General features: G+C 56.7%; 21 protein-coding genes. 11 read left to right on the top strand and 10 right to left on the bottom strand.

Going from position 1 to position 19,099, the window contains the following annotated elements; all coding sequences use genetic code 11:
* Positions 1 to 152 precede the first annotated feature (152 nt).
* Together BLR08_RS16110 and BLR08_RS16115 are read left to right on the top strand one after the other, a co-directional pair.
* The gene (locus BLR08_RS16110) at positions 153 to 908 is read left to right on the top strand and encodes a response regulator transcription factor (RefSeq protein ID WP_072332901.1); all 756 of its coding nucleotides are present in this window, start codon (positions 153 to 155) and stop codon (positions 906 to 908) included.
* Positions 901 to 2,694 carry a sensor histidine kinase gene (locus BLR08_RS16115; protein WP_072332898.1) on the top strand — a complete coding sequence of 598 codons (1,794 nt, stop codon included), beginning with the start codon at positions 901 to 903 and terminating at the stop codon, positions 2,692 to 2,694. Before BLR08_RS16110 ends, BLR08_RS16115 begins: the two co-directional genes overlap by 8 nt.
* Before the next feature lie 227 nt (positions 2,695 to 2,921).
* Here BLR08_RS16115 and BLR08_RS16120 read toward each other — a convergent pair whose 3' ends face one another.
* Positions 2,922 to 3,584 (bottom strand): ECF-type sigma factor, encoded by a 663-nt coding sequence (locus BLR08_RS16120; protein ID WP_256257700.1) that lies wholly within the window; start codon positions 3,582 to 3,584, stop codon positions 2,922 to 2,924.
* A 272-nt stretch (positions 3,585 to 3,856) separates the two neighbouring features.
* Between BLR08_RS16120 and BLR08_RS16125 the strand changes: the two genes are divergently transcribed.
* The 3 genes from BLR08_RS16125 (at position 3,857) to BLR08_RS16135 (ending at position 6,580) form a co-directional block, all read left to right on the top strand.
* Positions 3,857 to 4,282: a helix-turn-helix domain-containing protein gene (locus BLR08_RS16125; RefSeq protein ID WP_072332895.1), complete on the top strand. Its 426-nt coding sequence runs from the start codon at positions 3,857 to 3,859 to the stop codon at positions 4,280 to 4,282.
* Positions 4,283 to 4,321: 39 nt separating this feature from the next.
* Positions 4,322 to 4,729 (top strand): ImmA/IrrE family metallo-endopeptidase, encoded by a 408-nt coding sequence (locus BLR08_RS16130; protein ID WP_072332892.1) that lies wholly within the window; start codon positions 4,322 to 4,324, stop codon positions 4,727 to 4,729.
* A gap of 186 nt (positions 4,730 to 4,915) precedes the next feature.
* Positions 4,916 to 6,580 carry a hypothetical protein gene (locus tag BLR08_RS16135; RefSeq protein WP_072332889.1) on the top strand — a complete coding sequence of 555 codons (1,665 nt, stop codon included), beginning with the start codon at positions 4,916 to 4,918 and terminating at the stop codon, positions 6,578 to 6,580.
* Between the two features lie 202 nt (positions 6,581 to 6,782).
* On the opposite strand, the gene BLR08_RS16140 is transcribed toward BLR08_RS16135, so the two are convergent.
* Positions 6,783 to 7,430, bottom strand: coding sequence for a phosphatase PAP2 family protein (locus tag BLR08_RS16140; RefSeq protein ID WP_072332886.1), 648 nt, complete (start codon positions 7,428 to 7,430; stop codon positions 6,783 to 6,785).
* Positions 7,431 to 7,821: 391 nt separating this feature from the next.
* On the opposite strand from BLR08_RS16140, the gene BLR08_RS16145 reads away from it, so the two are divergent.
* Both BLR08_RS16145 and BLR08_RS16150 read left to right on the top strand, forming a co-directional pair.
* Entirely contained in the window at positions 7,822 to 8,022 is a 201-nt protein-coding gene (locus tag BLR08_RS16145) for a cold-shock protein (protein WP_072332883.1), read from the top strand.
* A gap of 99 nt (positions 8,023 to 8,121) precedes the next feature.
* On the top strand, positions 8,122 to 8,310 hold the full coding sequence (locus BLR08_RS16150) for a cold-shock protein (protein WP_072332880.1): 189 nt from the start codon (positions 8,122 to 8,124) through the stop codon (positions 8,308 to 8,310).
* A 142-nt stretch (positions 8,311 to 8,452) separates the two neighbouring features.
* Here the strand turns inward: BLR08_RS16150 and BLR08_RS16155 are convergent, their stop codons facing one another.
* On the bottom strand, positions 8,453 to 9,418 hold the full coding sequence (locus BLR08_RS16155; RefSeq protein WP_072332877.1) for a DUF4097 family beta strand repeat-containing protein: 966 nt from the start codon (positions 9,416 to 9,418) through the stop codon (positions 8,453 to 8,455).
* A 342-nt stretch (positions 9,419 to 9,760) separates the two neighbouring features.
* On the opposite strand from BLR08_RS16155, the gene BLR08_RS16160 reads away from it, so the two are divergent.
* On the top strand, positions 9,761 to 10,447 hold the full coding sequence (locus BLR08_RS16160; RefSeq protein ID WP_072332874.1) for a general stress protein: 687 nt from the start codon (positions 9,761 to 9,763) through the stop codon (positions 10,445 to 10,447).
* A 268-nt stretch (positions 10,448 to 10,715) separates the two neighbouring features.
* On the opposite strand, the gene BLR08_RS16165 is transcribed toward BLR08_RS16160, so the two are convergent.
* Both BLR08_RS16165 and BLR08_RS16170 read right to left on the bottom strand, forming a co-directional pair.
* Entirely contained in the window at positions 10,716 to 11,849 is a 1,134-nt protein-coding gene (locus BLR08_RS16165) for a GIY-YIG nuclease family protein (protein WP_072332871.1), read from the bottom strand.
* A 193-nt stretch (positions 11,850 to 12,042) separates the two neighbouring features.
* Positions 12,043 to 12,660, bottom strand: a complete 618-nt coding sequence (locus tag BLR08_RS16170) for a TVP38/TMEM64 family protein (protein ID WP_072333015.1) — start codon at positions 12,658 to 12,660, stop codon at positions 12,043 to 12,045.
* A 553-nt stretch (positions 12,661 to 13,213) separates the two neighbouring features.
* Between BLR08_RS16170 and serS the strand changes: the two genes are divergently transcribed.
* Positions 13,214 to 14,506 (top strand): serine--tRNA ligase, encoded by a 1,293-nt coding sequence (serS, locus tag BLR08_RS16175; protein WP_072332868.1) that lies wholly within the window; start codon positions 13,214 to 13,216, stop codon positions 14,504 to 14,506.
* Positions 14,507 to 14,588: 82 nt separating this feature from the next.
* On the opposite strand, the gene BLR08_RS16180 is transcribed toward serS, so the two are convergent.
* Positions 14,589 to 15,080 (bottom strand): CBO0543 family protein, encoded by a 492-nt coding sequence (locus BLR08_RS16180; protein WP_072332865.1) that lies wholly within the window; start codon positions 15,078 to 15,080, stop codon positions 14,589 to 14,591.
* The gene (locus BLR08_RS16185; protein WP_072332861.1) at positions 15,077 to 15,568 is read right to left on the bottom strand and encodes a CBO0543 family protein; all 492 of its coding nucleotides are present in this window, start codon (positions 15,566 to 15,568) and stop codon (positions 15,077 to 15,079) included. The genes BLR08_RS16180 and BLR08_RS16185 overlap by 4 nt, the downstream gene beginning before the upstream one ends.
* Before the next feature lie 172 nt (positions 15,569 to 15,740).
* Between BLR08_RS16185 and BLR08_RS31175 the strand changes: the two genes are divergently transcribed.
* Both BLR08_RS31175 and BLR08_RS16190 read left to right on the top strand, forming a co-directional pair.
* A complete protein-coding gene (locus BLR08_RS31175) occupies positions 15,741 to 15,896 on the top strand; it encodes a hypothetical protein (RefSeq protein WP_176835536.1) in 156 nt (51 codons plus the stop codon).
* A gap of 77 nt (positions 15,897 to 15,973) precedes the next feature.
* A complete protein-coding gene (locus BLR08_RS16190) occupies positions 15,974 to 16,549 on the top strand; it encodes a beta-class carbonic anhydrase (RefSeq protein WP_072332858.1) in 576 nt (191 codons plus the stop codon).
* Positions 16,550 to 16,684: 135 nt separating this feature from the next.
* On the opposite strand, the gene BLR08_RS16195 is transcribed toward BLR08_RS16190, so the two are convergent.
* The 3 genes from BLR08_RS16195 to BLR08_RS16205 all read right to left on the bottom strand — a co-directional run bounded on the left by BLR08_RS16195 (position 16,685) and on the right by BLR08_RS16205 (position 19,022).
* Complete coding sequence (locus tag BLR08_RS16195; RefSeq protein WP_072332854.1) at positions 16,685 to 17,101, bottom strand: YkvA family protein; 417 nt, start codon at positions 17,099 to 17,101, stop codon at positions 16,685 to 16,687.
* A 42-nt stretch (positions 17,102 to 17,143) separates the two neighbouring features.
* Positions 17,144 to 17,893, bottom strand: coding sequence for a GTP pyrophosphokinase (locus BLR08_RS16200; RefSeq protein WP_072332851.1), 750 nt, complete (start codon positions 17,891 to 17,893; stop codon positions 17,144 to 17,146).
* A gap of 124 nt (positions 17,894 to 18,017) precedes the next feature.
* Positions 18,018 to 19,022 carry an AI-2E family transporter gene (locus tag BLR08_RS16205; RefSeq protein WP_072332848.1) on the bottom strand — a complete coding sequence of 335 codons (1,005 nt, stop codon included), beginning with the start codon at positions 19,020 to 19,022 and terminating at the stop codon, positions 18,018 to 18,020.
* Positions 19,023 to 19,099: the final 77 nt, after the last annotated feature.

Here is a 19,099-nt window from a genome sequence, read left to right on the forward strand (position 1 = left end):
CTCAAAAGAACCGCTCTTTTGGAAAGCGGTTTCATTTTGTTGGCACTTTAGCGAAAAAGTATCATTACTTTGGATTTGGCGCAAATTGGCCGTTGCCGGCGGTAGGCTGGCGAATGTTTATTTGCTATACTGACGGGGAAAGGAGGGAGCCTATGTTCAAGCTACTCGTTGTGGATGACGAGCATGACACACGGGATACGTTATGTCACTGCTTCCCGTGGGAATCCGTCGGCTTCATTATTGTGCAGCTGGCCAGCAACGGTTTGGAAGCGCTTCAGTATATGCTGGAGCAGCCGGTGGACGCCGTGCTCTGCGATATACGCATGCCCGGTATGACCGGCCTGGAGCTGTGCCGCAGTCTCTCCGAGCGACAGCTTCCCGTACGCGTCATCCTGCTTAGCGCATACCGCGAATTCGAATACGCCCGTCAGGCCATGCAGTACGGCGTACGTCATTATATGGTCAAGCCGGCGACTTACAAGGACATGGTGGAGGTATTCTCGGAGCTGCGCCGGGAACTGGAGGACGCGGCAGCCCTGTCCGCCGCAGTATCAGCCAAGTCGGAAGCGGTTGCGCCTGCGGCTTTGGCGGAAGCGGAAGACCCGGTGATTGTCCGGATCAGCGCATATGTGAACGAGCATTACCAGACCGCTACCCTGCAGGAAGCAGCCGAGCTCGTCCATATGAATGCCAGCTATATCAGCTCGTATTACAAGAAAAAGACCGGACGCAATTTCTCCGAGCTTGTGCTGGAAGCCCGCATGCGCAATGCGGCCCGGCTGCTGAAGCAGGGCCGGTTGAAAACGTACGAGATCAGCGAACGGGTCGGCTATGTCAATCCGAAAAACTTCATCCGTTCCTTCAAGCAATACTTCGGCAAAACACCGGGGCAGTACAAGCATGAATAACGATTACAAGAGGCATATTCGCATCCCGTCGCTGAAGCGCAAATTTTTTGCACGCAATCTTTTCAGCATGCTGCTGCCCTGCCTTATCCCGCTGCTGCTCCTAGGCTCCATGTCGATCTTCATCTCGGACCGGTATATTCGGCTGGACGCCGAACGCAAGCATGAGACGATGCTGAACCAGTATAACGAGCTGATCCAGATTATCGCGGCCGAGGTAGATTCGCTCAGCCTGTCCTTCGACAAGGACGCGAAAATTTCGATGCGGCTAAGCAGCCTGCTTTCCACGGATACGCAGTCGTATGAAAATCTGGAGGCGCTGTTTTATCTGAAAAATATTATCGATGTGCCCGCCAATTCCAAACCCTACATTCACTCCATTTATATATACTCGGAGAACGACCAGGGCCGCTTCCTCAGCTCGCGGGAAGGGCTTGTCAAGCTGGATACCTTCTACGATCAAGCCTGGTTCGGGGGGTACCGCGCGCTGACCGATTCGAATGAGATTGCGACCGAGGTCCGCGACATCCGCCAGTATGCCTTCGAGAAGCAGCCGACCCGGGTGGTCAGCCTGTACAAACGGCTGTCGCCGCGAAACGCGGTCCGGGAAGGAGGCGTCATCGTCGTGAACATGCTGCCCGATTATTTCGAGAAGACGTACGAAGGGCTGAGCGAGCTGCCCCAAAGCTCCTTCCTTATTACCGATGCCCGGGATCAGCTGATCATGCAATCCGGCGGGACGATCCATGAGGAATTGCTGCCCGCCATCCCCCTGCCTGCGGATGAACGCATCGTACAAGCGGATGAGGGAAGCTTCCATGTGACCGTGAAAAAGACGCCGAGACTGAACTGGAACCTGATTTCTATCGTTCCGCGCTCAGCGATGTACAAGCTGCCGGTGACGCTGATCGTCGCCACCTGTACGTTGGCCTTTGCCAGCCTGCTGCTCTGCGCCGCCCTCGCCTGGCTGCTTACGCGCCAGAATTACCGGCAGCTCGGCAGCATCATTCAGATTCTGGAGTCAGCCGACTCTGCCGCTCCAGTCCAGCATATGCCCCGGGGCGTCCGGGATATCTACGAATTCATCATGATGAACATCGTGGAGACGTTCGTGGAGCAGAAGTATCTGCAGGTGCAGCTGTCCGAGAGGCTGTACAAAATGCAGGCGTTCGAATTCAAGGCTCTGCAATCGCAGATCAATCCGCATTTTCTGTACAACACGCTCAACTCCATCTACTGGAAAACGTTCCAGCTGACCAAGTCGGACAATGTTGGCTGCCAGATGATTGCGCTGCTCTCGGATATTCTCCAGTATGCGCTGGACAGCTCCGTCAAATCGGTGTCCTTGAAGGAAGAAATTGCCCATATCCGTAGCTATGTCGACATCCAAAGGCTGCGGTACAAGGACCGCATCGAGGTCATCTGGGATATTCCGGAGGCCGCTTACGGCTGCGGGGTGCTGAAGCTGAGCATCCAGCCGCTTATCGAAAACAGCATTCAATACGGCATGGAGAGCCGCCCGTTCCTCCGTCTGAAGGTGAAAGCACGAGTCGCCGGCGGTATGCTGAAGGTAACTGTCATCGACGACGGGCCAGGTATCGGCTCCGAACGGCTGGAAAAACTTCGCTCCGCCCTGCAGGAGGAGACGGAGCTTACCGGACATGTCGGGCTGACGAATACAAATAAACGTCTGCTGCTGCAATACGGCGCCGATGCCCGCATTAGGCTTGTAAGCAAGCCTGGCTACGGTACGGCCGTCACTCTGCAATTTCCCCAGTCGGCGGACTGACGGCTTTCTGCGGGGCAGAGCGTTCCGGACAGCGGCGCTCACCGGGACGGGCGCAGCTTCTCGAGCTGGCGGCGACCCCTCCCGCTCCCGGAGGAATCCGCCGACCGGCTGTTTGCTGGCAGGTTCTGCCGGTCAGCTTGCCCATCGGCAGCCTGCCAGCCCGCGGTTCTTCGACAAGCGTCGGCTAATCCCGGCCGTTTCCGCTTCGTCACCCACTCATTCACTCGTCACTCGCCCGCCAGCCTGGCATATTCCTCCACGGCCTTCGCCCTCCACCGGTCGAACGTCTTGCGCGCGATACAAAATTCCCCGGCCACCTCGTCTACGGAGCGGCCTTCCACATAGCGCAGGCGAAGCAGCCGGCTGTACTCCGGCTTGTACTCGCCGAGCATGTCGAGCGACCGGTCGATCAGCTCGATCTCCCTTTGCAAATCCTGCAGCTCGCTGACCCGGTCGATGACGCCCTGGATGCCTCCGCTATCCGCCGTATAACCGACTCTCGCCTCCAGCACTTTCTGAATTTTGCCCTCCAGCTCCCGGAGCAGACGCTCGTCCTGCGTATTTTTGCCCTGCAGCCCCCGAACCTCGCGCAGCTGGCTTTTCGTACCGAGCGGATGACGCTCGAGATACGTCTGGGCCACGGCTTCAATCCGCTGCTCACGCTCCGTCAAGTACATGGAGGACGGCATCCCCCGCAATTGGCGATGCAGCTCCTGGAGCTTGTCATCCTGCTGGATGGAGCTGAGCGAATAACCATTGCCGACCGGATGCTTTTCCAGAAATTTCATGCGCCCGACCAACCGCTTATAATTTTTCAGCTTTAATACGACCCAATGGTGAGTGGTCGCTTTTCGCGGCGTCATCTGCGTATCGACGATGGATGTGTTCATGGATTTTCCTCTTTTCCGGGTATTTAAAATACCCTTTTTGATGTATTTGTCCTACCTTTCATCTACAAGCCCTATTCCCGATATTTGTCGCCTCACTAGAGCATTGACAGTATTGTCGCTACCAACTATACTTAAGGAGATTTTAAATACCCTCGTTTCCCAGGCAATGCCGAGGTTCATCTTTTTCCAGTATTTGTTCCTCATTATATAAGGTATCCATACTACCGTCAAGTATTTTAAATACCATTTTGCAAGTACAGGAGGATACAGCCATGTCACTGGGCAGCCGGATCCGCGATCTGCGGAAAAAGTACGACCTTACACAGCTTGACATTGCCGAACAGCTCGGCATGGGACGCTCCAACTTCGGTCATATTGAAAATGACCGCGTAATCCCTTCCAGCGAAGATTTGCAGCGCATTGCCGATATTTTGCACACAACGACCGATTATTTGCTCGGCCGAAGCATGTCGGACCCGCTGCCGGGCCATACCGCCCCAGCCTGGGCCACATCCAAAGACAAGCGGGACTTCAAGCGTATGCTGGAGGAGGACGGCGAGGTCATGTTCGACGGAATCCCGATGAGCGAGAAGGACCGCCAGCGTGTGCTCGATGTGCTCACGGGTCTGTTCTGGGAAGCGAAGCAGATGAATAAACGCAAAAAGGTTACCGATCCGAAAAGCGACGCAGCCCGCTAGGTGCCGGGTCTACTTATCAACGCATTGGAGCGTGGGTTCATGGAGGATATCATTCAACGGCTGGTTAAGCGGCACCAGACCAACTGTCCGTTCCGGCTCGCGCAGGAGCTGGGCATTCATATCAGGTATCACGATCTGGGCGAGCAGACGCGCGGCATCTACTACCGTAAGCTGCGCCGCCGCTTCATCGTAATTCATGACAAGCTGACCGACGAGTGGAAGCGGTTCGTCTGCGCGCATGAGCTTGGTCATGATCGGCTTCACAAGGGAATCAGCCGATTTTTCGTAGAGGAACATACGTTTATCCACCCCGGCAAGTTCGAGCGGCAGGCCAATGTGTTCGCCGTCCGCCTGCTGACCGCAGGGGACAAGCCTGAGCCGGGAGAAACGGCCTCACAGGTATGCGCGCGCAACGGCGTTCCCGAGGAGATGCGGCATTATTATTAGCCTCCGGCCCCTTCTCCTTTTTCCCGGGATGCAGCATGATCCGGCCTCTGTCGGCCTCGGCCTACGGAGGCTCTCTAATCGGGCTTGCTGATCCGGGCAGCGCTTCTCCGCCTGTTTCCCGTTTACCTGTATACAGCAAATCAGGTACAATGATAACGAGAGTTGAAACGTTTAAAGGAGGAGCTTATGACAACCGCTTCATATAAAAACCGACAGCTTGCCATCCTGCGCCAGATCGCCCTGAAGGCAAGCTCGCTTCCAGATGCAGGAGACGGATTATGGTTTCTCGACGATATTCGCAATAACTTCTATTATGCCTCCTATCTTTACGCCGCGACCCTGGAGCCGAGTGTAGAGCTTCCGATCAGCCGCGAAGAAGCCGGAAGGCGCGCCTCCTCCGTCCTCCTCGCTGTGATGCGTCTCCAGGATCAGGACCCCGCCAGCGGCAAATACGGCCATTGGCCGCTGGGTCTGCGTCCTACCCCGCGGGAGGCCAAGCCTCATGTGCTGCCGGTCGAGCTGATGGGCAGCCTGATGGTTTACTTCTACGAGCGGTACGGCTCCGGACTCGATCAGGAGCTGCGCGCGGCCTTCGAGACGGCGCTTGAGCATGTGTACCGGAGCGGGTTCTACCGGGTGCCGATGGAGCATTTCCATCACCATGAAGCCAAATATACCGCAGCCAAGCTGATCTTCGGCAGCAGGTACGAAGACAGCGCCCTGCTGGAGGACGGCATTCGCTCGCTGGAAGCGACCTTGGCTTTCGTCCGCCGCTACGGCATGGTCGAATACGGCGCGCTGCCCTGGTTCTGGCATTGGGTCCAAGCATTCACTTGCGCCTGGGAGCTGCTGGACGATACCTCCGTCAAGCAGCAGCTGGCCGAGCTGCTCGACTATCTGTGGCTGGAGCGGGCCCGCTTTTACCTGAACGGAACCTGGGTTGGAGCCCAGTCCCGCGGCTGGCCGCATGATATTCCCCGGGACGGCAATGTGCTGTTCGATTATGTGCAGTTCGGCGACTTCCGGTTGCCTGAAGCTATGCCGCGGACCGAGTACGCAGGCTTCCTTTATTACCCCGCTCCGGAGGAGGCTCTTCGCGTAGCACTCGACCGCTCTCAGTCTGTAGAGGTCGCCCGGGCCATTCCACGGTCCGCCCAAGAGCCGGAGAGCAAGCTTCACAGCTATGCCTATGTGACTTCGAAGTATGCGGTCGGGGGCATCTGGGAGCGCGTGCAGGAATTCGACAACGAGCAGCACCGCTGGGATATGACGCTGCCGCTGGATACGGTTGCGCCTCATAGCGTCAACCAGGCTTATTTCTTCCATCCCGCTGTCTCTGCGGACGGAGATGAAGCCGGGGCGTTCGACCCCCGTCATCAGAGCGGCTTCTCCGAGGTGCTGCTCGACCGCAATGTCGTATGCGCGCTGTATCCGATACCGGATGAAGAGCAGGGCCGGGTAGTAGGCGTGCTGCCTCTTGGCGAATGGAAGCAAGACGGCCAGTCGCTGTTTGGCCGCTGCGCGGATGTGTACGTGGCCGTTCACCTGCTGCAGCCGTTCCGTCTGTATGAGCTGGAAGACCGGCTAAGTATCGTCAGCGAAGGCAAGCCGAACGGAGTTGTTCTCGAAGCGCTGGATGCCGCTACGGCTCGCAGCCGGGGCCTCGCTTCCTTCGACGCCTTCGTCGCCGGGCGGAGCGCCAGCCTTCCTGTTTTCACGACACAAGGAGAGCTCTCCGTGACCTACACGAGCACAGACGGCCGGAAGCTGTCGCTGCAGCTTGATGCATCCGGACAGCCGCTGCCCCGCGTAGACGGGCATCCGGTCGACTTCGGCCGCTACTTGCCTTAAATCCCCGGGCATAGCGATATCGCCGATGAGCCCGCTTGGCGCCGCTTATGCGCATTCTGATAAGCTCACGGCAAAAAACTCGATCGGGCGGTTGCCCGATCGAGTTTTTGCCGTATACGAATGCTGCCTTGGGAATCCGGCCGCTCATGCCGCCCGGCCCGCAGAAACTCCCGCCCGGTCCGAGCGAACGTGCAGCCCTCATTCAAGGAAAGGACGGGTATGAACGCCGTCGGCGCCGGCTGTATGTGCTTCCCGAGAGATTGAAGGCGCCGGTCATCGCGGCGACACAGCATAATCCGGCTGCATAGCCGGCAAGAATGTCCGTCGCATAATGTACGCCGAAATAAAGGCGGCTGTAGCCGATCAGAACGATCAGCAAGGCGCCGGCCAACACCGCAGTCCAGCGCGCCCAGCCGGAGCGCGCGCAATTCCACACCACGACAATCAAGATCCCGTAAAGGGCCATGCCAACCATCGAGTTCCCGCTCGGGAAGCTGTACCCGTCCACCGTTATCCAGCCCTCGTGAGTCGGTCTTGCGCGCTCGAATAGCGCCTTCAAGCCTGTATTAACAAGCAAAGCCAGCACAACGGTTCCGATGATCGCCATCGCCTCCTTGCGAAAGCGCATCAGCCACGCGAGCAAAGCTCCAATCAGCGTGACTGCTGCGAAAACCGCCGTGGAGCCGAGACCGTTCACAGCCAGCAGCATAGCGCTTGGATTCGCTCCCGCTTGTCCGCCCAGCGTCTCCTTTACCGTACGATCCAGCGCCGTCGTTCCTTCCATCGGAGCCCACCATGCGATACCTGCGAACAACAGCGCGCAGAGAATCGCGATTCCCCATGCTTTCATCTATTCTCCAACCTTTCTTCAAATGTCGGCTTACCCCGGATGGGATAAAAAATCAGCACCCTCAGCCTCGGATCATGACCTGGCGCATGCCCCGGCACGCTTCCCTGTAGCTTGCCGTTCTCTTCAAGTATACACCGTTCGCGCAGGACCGGCTACATATTGTCGCAAACCATATTCTCTCCGCTTCTTCCAGCTCCCGCAGTTTGATTATTCCACTGCTGGTACAGCTTGGCATTGCTATGAACATTCTTACATGGTATAATCAAATTATTCGTATAGATGAAGCCATAAGTTCACATCTTAATTAGGGTGTTCACTTCATGAAGGAATACCTGAACCGGATGTGACTTTTTTTCTACATACGGCACTAACATTTAGGAGGAACTACAAGATGGAAACAGGAACAGTGAAATGGTTTAACGCAGAGAAAGGCTTCGGCTTCATTGAAGTTGAAGGCGGCAAAGATGTATTCGTTCACTTCAGCGCGATCCAAGGCGACGGCTTCAAGTCCCTGGACGAAGGTCAACGCGTACAATTCAACATTGTACAAGGCAACCGCGGCCCGCAAGCCGAGAACGTCATCAAGCTGTAATCCGACGTTCATGACGAAAGAACCGTGCCAGACGGGACGGTTCTTTTTCGCTTTTTCTAGCTTACTTTAGCCGGCTGAGAAGACAAGGAGGAATGTGCGATGTATTTTTCCAAAAAATCCGCAGAACCGACTCCACAGGAAGAAACCCCTATCTGGTCGTGCAGCCAGGCGGGCTGTTCCTGCTGGATGAGAGACAGCTTCTCGTTTGAGCAAGATCCGCTTTGTCCAATTTGCAGCTCAGCTATGGTACAGGGCTCCAAGCTGCTTCCGGTACTGAAGAAGCATTAGGCGGCATGGCCCCAAGCTTTCAGCACCAACCGACGCCGGTTGGTGCTTTTTGCGTCCCCTCCGGGTGTTCGCCCACAGCAGAAAAGCGGCTCCGACGCTGAGGCGGCGCTTCGCGCCGTTCTCACCGGAGCCGCTTGTGGGCCTAACGCTTCTCCAGACGGAATTCGCCTGAGTTCGTGCGGACATTCAGCTTGATGTCCCCTGATCCGAAACTTCCTTCGATCCGCTTGCCTTCCTCCTGCTTGATCGTGTAAGACATGCCCTCCCACTCCACTTTTCCTTCGCCGGAGCCGCCGCGATAGTCCAGCTTCAGGGACTTCGGCTGCTGCGACAGCGCCACGATGACGTCGCCGCTCGATCCCTTCAGATCCGTATTGCGCGTTAATTCGTCCGCCTCCAGCCGAATCCTGCCGGAATCGGTATGTCCGGAAACGATCGCCTGACCGTCCTCCAGCTTCACATCGCCGCTCGTGGTCTCGAATTTCAGCTCCGCAGCCTTATAATCCTCTGCGTACAGATTGCCGGAACGCGTCTGCAGATCAATGGTTGTCGCCTGGATATCGACGGCTTGCACATTGCCGCTCGAGGCGTTGGCCAAGACCTTCTCCCCCTTCAACTGCTCCAGATGAATGTTGCCGCTGCTCGCTCGAATCTGCAGCTGATCCGCATTTATTCGTTCAAGCTGCACATCGCCGCTGGAGCTTTCGACGTTCAGCAGCTTCAAGCCCGTCTCCGGAACCTCTACCCGAAGCTCCAAATCCAGCCGCTGGATGCCGACGCCGACATCGTCAGGAACATCCACCGAGATGCGGGCCGTGTCGCCTTCCGGCTCGACCTTAAGCTTCAAGCCGTCCGCAAACTTCGCGCTCGCCTTGCCGCTGAGCCATACCCGGATCTGATCCGAGCTGCCTGGCACTATCTCCAGCTCCGTGCTTCCCGACTCCACGCGTACGGTGCGGACACGGCTGGCATCCAGCGACTGCTCCTGCTGAATGTCCTTGGCCCTGAACAGGAAGTCCCCTCCGGACCATAACCGCACCGGGTTCAATACGAACAACGCGATGAGGACCCCCGCTGCGATCAATATATAACCAAAGCTTTTTTTCATGTATGACCTCTCCATTCCTTTTACCGTGGTTGGCGTTGACCGTGTCGGCCTGTATAGACACAGTATACCAATCGCCGCTTCCCGCAGCTTTGGACCTCCGAACGGAATTCAGACCCTCCTTTGGTCCAGTTATGACGCCAGCTTAACAGGCCCCTGCTCCCCATGCCTCGTCCCATTATACCTAAGTCCCGCGTGAAAGAACACGTCTTATCGCCGGCAACGGCCTTCCGCTTCCCGGCGCCGTCTTGTTTAGAGAGAGAGGCCGAAGGTTAAGTAATTCATAAGCAAGACAGGGTTGCTACAGAATAAAGCACCCACTACTTATTTTGGGAGGTTATTCGAATGAGCAAACAAATTGTCGGTGTATTCAACAATGAAGAAGAAGCGATTCGCGTTATTGAACAGTTGAAAAGTGAAGGATATCGCAGTGAAGATATTTCCGTCATCGGGAAAAACCGCGGCGATCTCGATACAATCTCTTCCGATACCGGAACAAATGTAGAAACCGGCGCAATGACCGGCGCGGCTACGGGCGGCATGGTCGGCGGCGTTACCGGGCTGCTTGCCGGTATCGGCGCGCTGGCGATCCCGGCGATCGGCCCTATCCTCGCAGCCGGACCGATCGCGGCAACGCTCGCCGGCGCCGCAGTCGGAGCCGGCGCGGGGGGAATCGTCGGCGGCCTGATCGGCCTAGGCATTCCGGAGGACGAGGCTCGCACCTATGATGATTACGTCCAACAAGGCAAAATCCTGGTCTTGGTCGAATCGAATGCCGAGCGCGATTCCCGAGCGATCGAAACGTTCCGGACTCACCGCTCGCTGAACGAGAGCCGGTACCCTTACCCGGAAGCCGATGTAAGCGCGGCCCGCGATGCGGACGGTCCGCTTGAGCGCGCTTGGGACAAGACCAAGGAAACGGCTCGCCATGCCGTAGATTCCACGCTGGATGCGGTTGACCGCCTCGATGGCAAGATCGACCGCAATCGCGACCGTACCCTGGAAGAGGACGGGCTGGCGCGACGGCATTAAGCGGCCCCGGAGAACGCGCAAGCGGAGCTTGTCCGCATCGGCGCTTAACAACCCGGCCAGCGCAGGACAAGCCCGGCGCCCCGGCCGAAATATGCGCTGGCGCCAGCCGGTCTGGGCCGCGCCGATATAGCCATACGATCAAGAAGGACCTGCCCGGCAATCGGGCAGGTCCTTCTTCTGCATTCATCACGGCTAGCTCTGTGCGCTTCCGCCATGGCTTGCTCCACTCACTTCCGCCACGGGCTTGCTCCACTCGCCTTCGTCACGGCTAGCCTTGCTCGTCTTCATTCCGAGCGGCTCGGCTCATCCGGTACTCGTAATTTTGCTTGCACAGCAGCAGCAGATCATATTTGAGCCCCCGCTTCGGACGGGTAATAACCGGGCTCCTCCGTACTCCCCGCCTGCGCAGAGAAGATTTCACGAAGCCGGGATCGCCGACCTGATTCACGATCAGCTCATGGGGAGGATTGTCCGCATAGCGCTCCACCAAGAATCGGTCGCAGGCCGTCTCCTGCCATCCCGCGGTCAGCTCATAGAGCTGAAAGTCGCGCAGCATCCCCTGCTGCACCTTGGCGACCATCACCCCGCTCTCGCCGAAATACAGCACATCCTGATCCAGCTCGCCTTCGCGATCCACAATCTGCTTGTCCGGCACCTTCTGCAGATTGCGGATATGGCTCAGCATGTTCTGAGCCTTCTCGAACTCCAGACGCTCCGCGTACCAGGTCATTCGCTCGCTCATCGCCCCGATCAGCGCCTCGCCCTGATGAGCGAGCAGCCCGGCGGCCTGCCGAACCCTCTCCCGGTACTCCTCCTCGGAGATGAGACCTTCGCAGACTCCGCTGCACTTGCCGATATGATACAGCAGGCAAACCTTCTTGGGCAAAACCGTACACGTGCGCAAACCATAGTGGTCGGTGACGAATTCGAGAAGCGCGTCGCGGAACCGGCTGCTCTTGAATGGCCCAAGCCGCTGGATGCCGGCCCCGCTTGCAGCCTTCTTCCCGGCAAGCCCATCCTGCGCGGGAGGGGGCAGACGGCTGCTCCGGTTGCGGTAATACACCTCCAGACGGGGCAGCCTCTCGGAGGTCAGCTGGAGGTAGGCGTATCCGCTGTTATCTTTTTTGAGCGCGCGGTTATAGGGGGGCTTATGGATTTTGATCAAATTATTTTCCAGCAGCAAGCTTTCGGATTCGTTGTTGACGAGCACGACCTCGATCGAAGCGATCTCCGCGACGAGCTGGCGAATCCGCTTCTCGGCGTGAGTTTGACGGAAATAGGAGCGCAGCCGGTTGCGCAAGCATTTGGATTTGCCGACATAGAGAATACGGCCCGAGTCGTTCTTCATCAGGTAACAACCAGGGCTAAGCGGATATTCATGAGCCTGAAAGACGAACGGCATGAATGACCCTCCTCCACCAGTTTTCTAGGGCAAGTTATGAACGATGACGAATGCACGTTCCCCTTAGTATACAACATTTTCCTTGCGGTTCCTATATCCGTCCAGGCTGCAAACCGCGAGCGGCTAGCCGGGTTTTCCACTCCATCGCCGCCTGGATGCCACGGGTGCCGTCTTCCCCTCGCTCGCCGGAAGACTATTGAACCCCCTGCTCCCGCTCCTCCCCCCGGGCGAACCGGGCTTCCACCTTACGACTGATGAGCAGCGACACCGCGATGAGCAGCACGATATACAGCAGCTGAAGCGGATTCTCGATATATCTCTGCGGATCATGACCGATGTAAGAGACGACAAACACCATGATCCCCTTGCCCAGCGCAATCGCAAGCAGGAAGGAGCGTGTCCGCATCCGGGCGATGGCGGCGGCTGTATTGATCACGACGAAGGGGCCGACAGGCGAGATGCTGAGCAGAAATACATAGCTGAACGCATGCTTGCGAATCCAGGCCATCGCCCGGGCGACCTTGGGCCGGCGCGACAGGCGCTGGACGAAGCGGTGATCCGCTATCCGGCGCAAAATCCAGAAGGTAACCATGCAGCCGGCTACCATGCCGATCCAGGAATAAAGAAACCCGAGCCACATGCCGTATACGGCCGCATTGACCCCCACGATAAGTAAAGTAGGGAGCGGGGGAATAAAAGATTTGAGGAAAGGCAACGCGAGGCCGGGCAGAGGTCCCAGCGACCTGTAGCTTTGCAGCATGCTCCTCATGTTCTCTTCCGTGAGTTGTTCCATCATATCCGATATATTCATCGCAAAGGTTCGCATCCATTTCTGTCCCCTGTACGGTCAGGGCTTCTTTCCTTATCTTATCATGAACAAGGGGATACGGTCAGTTCATTCCCTGCCGAGACAGGCGGTTCCCTCGCCGAATGTGAACAAATCTGGAAACCGGCGACCTATATCCCCTGTGGATATCAGCTTCTGTGGATATGTTTATAGCCTTACTCGAGTTTATACACATAAAGGGAATTTGGCCTGTGAGCTATGTGTATAAGTCTGTGGATAAATTTATAGGCTTGCATATCCGTCCGCTGTCAGGCTATACTATTACAAAATTCAGATCGATCATTTGCCGTTGAAGAGCATCCAACTCGGAGGCGTTCTCGTCAAGGGGTCTCGCGAGGAGCTTGTTTCCTCGCCCGCTCCCCCTAAGTTAACCGGTGCCGCCCGTTATCGCGGATCAAAGTGGATTGGACCTGCCGGGTCCGGTCAATTTGGGTGGCACCGCGAGTCCTGAGCGCTCCTCGTCCCATGTGGATGAGGGCGCTTTTTGCTTATTTCAGGACAAAAGGAGCGGTGAACCATGTTAGAGCTGGATTGGATACACGAACATGAGGAACAGATTCAACAAGTGGCGGATCAGAAGGGAATACGCATAGCCATACGGGAGCTGCTGGCGGTGGATGCGGACAGACGCCGCCTGCTCCGTCAGGTCGAGGAGCTGCGCCGGCAGCGAAACAGGGATTCGGAAGCGATAGCTGCCCAGCTGCGAGGCGGTCATACGGTTGAGGCGGAGAAGCTGAAGCATGGGGTCAAAGAGGTGAACGGGCGGCTGGCCGTGCTGGAGTCGGAGCTGGATGCCGCGCAGCGGCGGCTGCGCGAGCTGATGCTGCTTGTGCCGAATCCCGTCTCCCCCGATACGCCCCGCGGCTATTCGGAGGCGGATAATGTGGAGTGCCGGCGGTTCGGAGAGCCGCCCTCGTTCGGCTTCGAGCCGCGGGATCATATGGCGCTGGGCGATCTGCACCGGATTATCGATGTGCCGCGCGGCGTCCGGACAGCCGGCAGCCGCCAGTATTACCTGCAAGGCGCAGGCGCTCTGCTGCATCGTGCCGTTCAGCAGCTTGCGCTGGATATGCTGCTCGCCCGCGGCTTTACACTGCTTGAAGTCCCCCTAATGGCCCGCACGGAGTCGCTGGTGAATACCGGCTTCTTCCCCACAGGGGAGGATCAGACTTTTCCGATCAAGGGGGAGGACAAATGGCTGGTCGGCACGTCGGAGGTGCCGCTCATCGCTTACTACAGCGGGGAAGTGGTGGACTTGTCGCAGCCGCTTCGGCTTGCCGCCGTCTCCACTTGCTTTCGGAGCGAGGTTGGCTCGGCCGGCAAGGATGTGCACGGGCTGTACCGGGTGCATCAGTTCGCCAAGGTCGAGCAGGTCATTCTATGCGAGGCCGACCCGGAGCTGTCGGAGCGCTTGCTGCAGGAGATCACCCGCAATGCGGAGGACCTGCTCCGTCTGCTGGAGCTTCCCTACCGGGTAATGGCTGTCTGCGCCGGCGATATGTCCGCCAAAAGCTATAAGCAGTATGACATCGAAACCTGGATGCCAAGCCGGCAGGCCTATGGGGAGACCCATTCGGCATCCGCCCTGCTGGACTACCAGGCGCGGCGGGCTCAAATCCGTTACCGCAAGGACGGCCAGCTCCGCTGCTGCCATACGCTGAACAATACCGCCGTCGCTACGCCCCGTATCCTGATCCCGCTGCTGGAAAATCATCAGCAGGAGGATGGCTCCATCCGGATTCCGCAGGCTTTGCGGCCGTACATGAACGGCCTGGAGCTTCTGATCCCGCCTGGGGAGAGGAGGCAGTAAGCTCCGGTCCGGCTCGGTCCGGTCTAACCCTGCCTGGTCCGTCCAGTTGGGGCGACTCCAGCCAAGCTGTCTGCCCCCCGGCTTAGTGCACCCGGCTTTTCCCCTGGTCCATAAACCAGACAAGGAACAGCCGGGAAGCTCCCAGGGAAAGCATCACGGACAGGAACGTCCAGTACCAAGCCCAGCCGGTATAAGTAATCAGTTCCGTATATTTCTCAATCAGATACTCCAGAATCGTGCCTCCCGATGCATACGCGGCGAAATAACCAAACTTCAGCAGCGGGCGGGCTTGGCGCGGGTAATACATATTCACGTAACAGGCGATGACCGGGAACACCAGAAATTCAAAGGCAAAGCTGGTCCTCGTCGCCACCCTAAACTCCCGTATCGGATAATCCAGCAGTCCGGCCTCCACGACGAGCAGTCCCAATATCCAGCTCGAGCATTGCTGGAACAGAAACACGGCCTGAACCTTGCGTGGCTGAGTCCGGTGAATCTTCAGGAGCGCGGCGGCTGAGATGACATAGACGGCAATTAGCAGCCATCTCTCCAATGTCCAGTAGGCCAAGTTCATAGCTCTCCACCCGCCTGTCCTCTAGACGCCAGGCGAAAGTACCAGCGATAATACCGGTAGATCATATAAAACACGGTCAGCCCCAGCACAAAATTCATCTGCCACTTCCAATGCAGCGGATGAATCAGGTCCGTGTAACGGGCGACGAGCACACCAAACAGCGTATAGGCGCCGGCGTACAAGGCGGAATACAGCAGACGTATCGGCCAGGGGCGGTGCTGCGGGTAATTCAGACAATAGAACACGCACATGCTCGGATACAGGGCATAGTTAAACGTAAAATTGGTAGATCCCGCTTTCACGAATTCCCGCACCGGGTTTTCGTTCCAGCCCAGCTCTGCCAGCAATAAACTGAGACTCCAGGTAAACAGCTGATCTGCGAAATGAATGATAACGGCCTCGCGCCGCTTTTGCCGCGGCACGAAGACAGCCAATGACACGATGACGATTATCCATACGGCGCATAAAACAATTCGTTCTGCCGTCATAAACCCGCTCCTCACTCGGCTACTCGGCTGTATGCCTCAAGTATTTCCTTCCCCCGATGGGAATAACCGCGAACGACGGCCATTGCGAGGTGCTGACGGCATGTACGGCTTCCAAATAAACGCATAAGATCCCTTGCACCTCGGCAAGCTAGCAAGCAGGAGGTGTTTATTCATGAACCAGCAGCAGGAAAATGAAGGCTTCAAAGCCGAGCATGCCATCGAGGTAAACGACGGAGACGTGATGGATTATACCAAGGATTATATTTACGGAAGCGACCAGAGCCAATATGTGGAGCAGGAAGAAGCCGGCAGCGAGACAGAGGGATAAGCAAATTTTGGGTTGACTCTCGAAGAATACGCATCAATAATAGATGATACGCGTATTCGAGAGGGAGGCGGTTATGGATGTCGTTAGTTTCAGAGCTCATGGCGTATAACAAACAATTTGTGGATCAGAAGGAATATGAAGCCTACTTGACCGACAAGTATCCGGATAAAAAAATCGCGATTCTCACCTGCATGGATACTCGCCTGGTCGAGCTGCTGCCCAAGGCTTTGAATCTGCGCAACGGGGACGCCAAAATCATCAAAAACGCCGGTGCGATTCTCACCCAGCCCTTCGGCAGCGCCATGCGCAGTATTTTAGTCGCCATCTATGAGATGGGCGCCCGCGAGGTGCTCGTAATTGGCCATTACGGCTGCGGGATGACGAAGCTGGACGCGAAGGCTATGGTCGCCAAGTTCAAACAGCAGGGGATTTCCGATCAGGTGCTGTCCACGCTGGAGCACTCGGGCATTCGGATGGAGCGTTTCCTGCAGGGCTTCGAAAGTCCAAGAGAGGGCGTCTTGCACAGCGTTTCTATCATCCGCAACCATCCGCTCGTGCCGGCAGCCGTTCCCGTCCACGGCTTCCTTATCCATCCCGATACGGGCTCGCTGGAGCTCGTCGTCGAAGATTACCAGGCGACACCGGCGGTCTAAGCAACCGTCGCTGCCGGTGCAGCCCAAGGGACGCACGAAGAAGCCTGTCTGCCGTGCAGACAGGCTTCTTCGTGCAGGACGGCGCGCTTCGCCATAGCTGAGCCGGCCGGAAGCCAGGGCCCCGGGTCCGCCCGCTCAGCGCGGACCGGCCGGCTCCTCCAGCTGCAGCTGCGCCTCGACCTCGATCACTTCCGAACTCGAAGCGGCCTTTTCCCCGAAGAAATCCTTCAGCTTCTGCGAGGCCTTCTGCTTCACGCTGCTGTCTATGCTTTTCGTGACAGCCCCAAGCGCCAGCATCAATGCCCCCAGGTCGTCGACATACCCGACGGCCGGCAGCAGATCAGGCACCACATCGAGCGGCAGTATCAAGTAGCCTAACGCGCCGTAAATCTGAACCTTCGCTTTGATCGGGGTTTTCGGGCTTTCCAGCGCATAGTATAACAGCAGCCCGCAGTAAACGACCTTCATGCCCGCTTCCCGGCCAACCTTCGTCAATTTGGCCCAGAATCCGTCCGCCGAATAATGCTTCTGGTATTTGGATTGCTCCTCCATGCCATACCCTCCCGTCAGCTCTTATCATGCTTCCGATACAGCTTATTTACCCGAATCCATCAGATCGAGAAACGCCTGCGGCAGGGCAAACTGCTGATTGCTGATCACGATCCGGTTTTCCTCGCCCTTGGCCGCCTCGGACCGCTCCTCCTTGATGCCCTCCACTTCCTTGTGCAGACGCTCCATCTGCCGGTCCAGCGCATAAGCCGATTGCGCGGCCTCCTTCAGCTCCTCCAGCAGCCGCGACGGCACCTGTTCGTTGTCCTGCTTGTACTTATAATAAATCTTGTGCTCCAGGCTCGCCCAGAAATCCATCGCAATCGTCCGGATCTGCACCTCGATGCACACCCGCTCCTGACGGTCGGACATGTTCACCGGCACCTCAATGAGCAAATGCAGGCTCTGGTAGCCGTTGGGCTTCGGATTGCGGATATAATCCTTCTCCTCCAGCACGTTGAGATCCGGCTGATTTTTCAGCATGTCGCTGATCACATAGATGTCGGATAAGAAGGAGCAGGTGATCCGCAGTCCCGCAATATCCTTGATATGCTCGCGGATGCCCGGAAAGGACATCTCTCCGCCCTTGCGGTAAAGCTTGTTCAGAATACTCTCCGGCGACTTCAGCCTGGACTTCGTATGCTCGATCGGGTTGTATTCATGGAGAAATTGGAATTCCTCCACCAGAATGCCGATCCGGGTTTCCATGACATCGAGCGCAAATTTATACATCATCATAAACCGGGTGATTTCGTCTCTGAATCGTTTCAACTCGTACATAGCCAATTGATTCATTCCCATAGTTTCCTTAAGTCCCTTCCTTGTTACCGTTGTTCCCATCTGGCTTCCGGCACACAAAGCGCGGCTTCGGCGCCCTCTCCTCTAGTTTAAATCACGTTCGTCTCGCTATGCAAATCAGCTACTTGGACGTATCCACATCGATGATATCGAGCAGGAAGACGAAGATCGGTATCCCGAGGATCAGCCCCCATATGCCCAAGTAATGCTCGGAGAACAGCAGCACGATGAAGGTATAGAACATGGGCAGATTCATTTTGGAGGACATCAGCTTCGGATTCAGCAGATAGCCTTCGAGGAAATGCAGGACGGCGATCATCGCTACTACGTAGATGACAAGCATATGTCCGCCGATATTATAAGCGATAACACAAAGCGGAAGCAGGGAAATAACGAAGCCCGCCACAGGAATCAGACTGAGCAGGAAGATCATGATGGCCAGGGCGAACAGATAAGGGAAACCGAGTATCCACAATCCGATGATCGTGAACAGCGTATTGAAGAGCGCGATCAGCACCTGCGCCTCGATGACCTTGCCGAACGATAAAATAAACTTCCTGCCGAAGTACTCAAGCTCCTCGTAAAACCAGGACAGCTTGCTTTCCTTCAGCCTGGAGGTGAAAGCCACAACCCTCGACTTCTCGAGGATGAAGACCAGGCTGAGAATGACCGCCAGCACGAAGGTCGTCCCCCAGTTGCTGATGCGAAGAATATATTCGAAGCCCTGCTTCACGTAGGACTGCAAATTCAGATCCTTCACATTTTTATAAATATACCGGGAAAACTCATCCTGCGGAGCCGGCATATTCGTCAGGCCGATCAGAATATCGGCGAGCTGCTTGACTTGTCCGATCACCTTGGGCAGATAGTTGACCATAGCCAGCACAAAGCCCGTGATAAGCGCTACATACAGCAGCAAAATAATGATCTTGCTGTTAATCGTCACGTACCTGTTGATCCCGCGGCTGATCGTTCGCTGCAAGCTGTTCATGATGTACGCGATCAAAAACGTCAGCAGCACGAGATTCATCATATCCCGGATACTGAACAGCAGCACGCAGATCAGCAGCAGGATCAGAAATCTCCGCACGGTCAAATTTTCAAAAAATCCTTTCAGTTTGTCCATCCCATCATCTCCACTCGGGCAATCGGCTAAATTCGTCTACTAGTAGTCTACCGCAAGCAAATTACTTATAGCAATCT

This window comes from Paenibacillus sp. cl123 (assembly GCF_900101595.1).
Taxonomy (GTDB): Bacteria; Bacillota; Bacilli; order Paenibacillales; family NBRC-103111; genus Paenibacillus_G.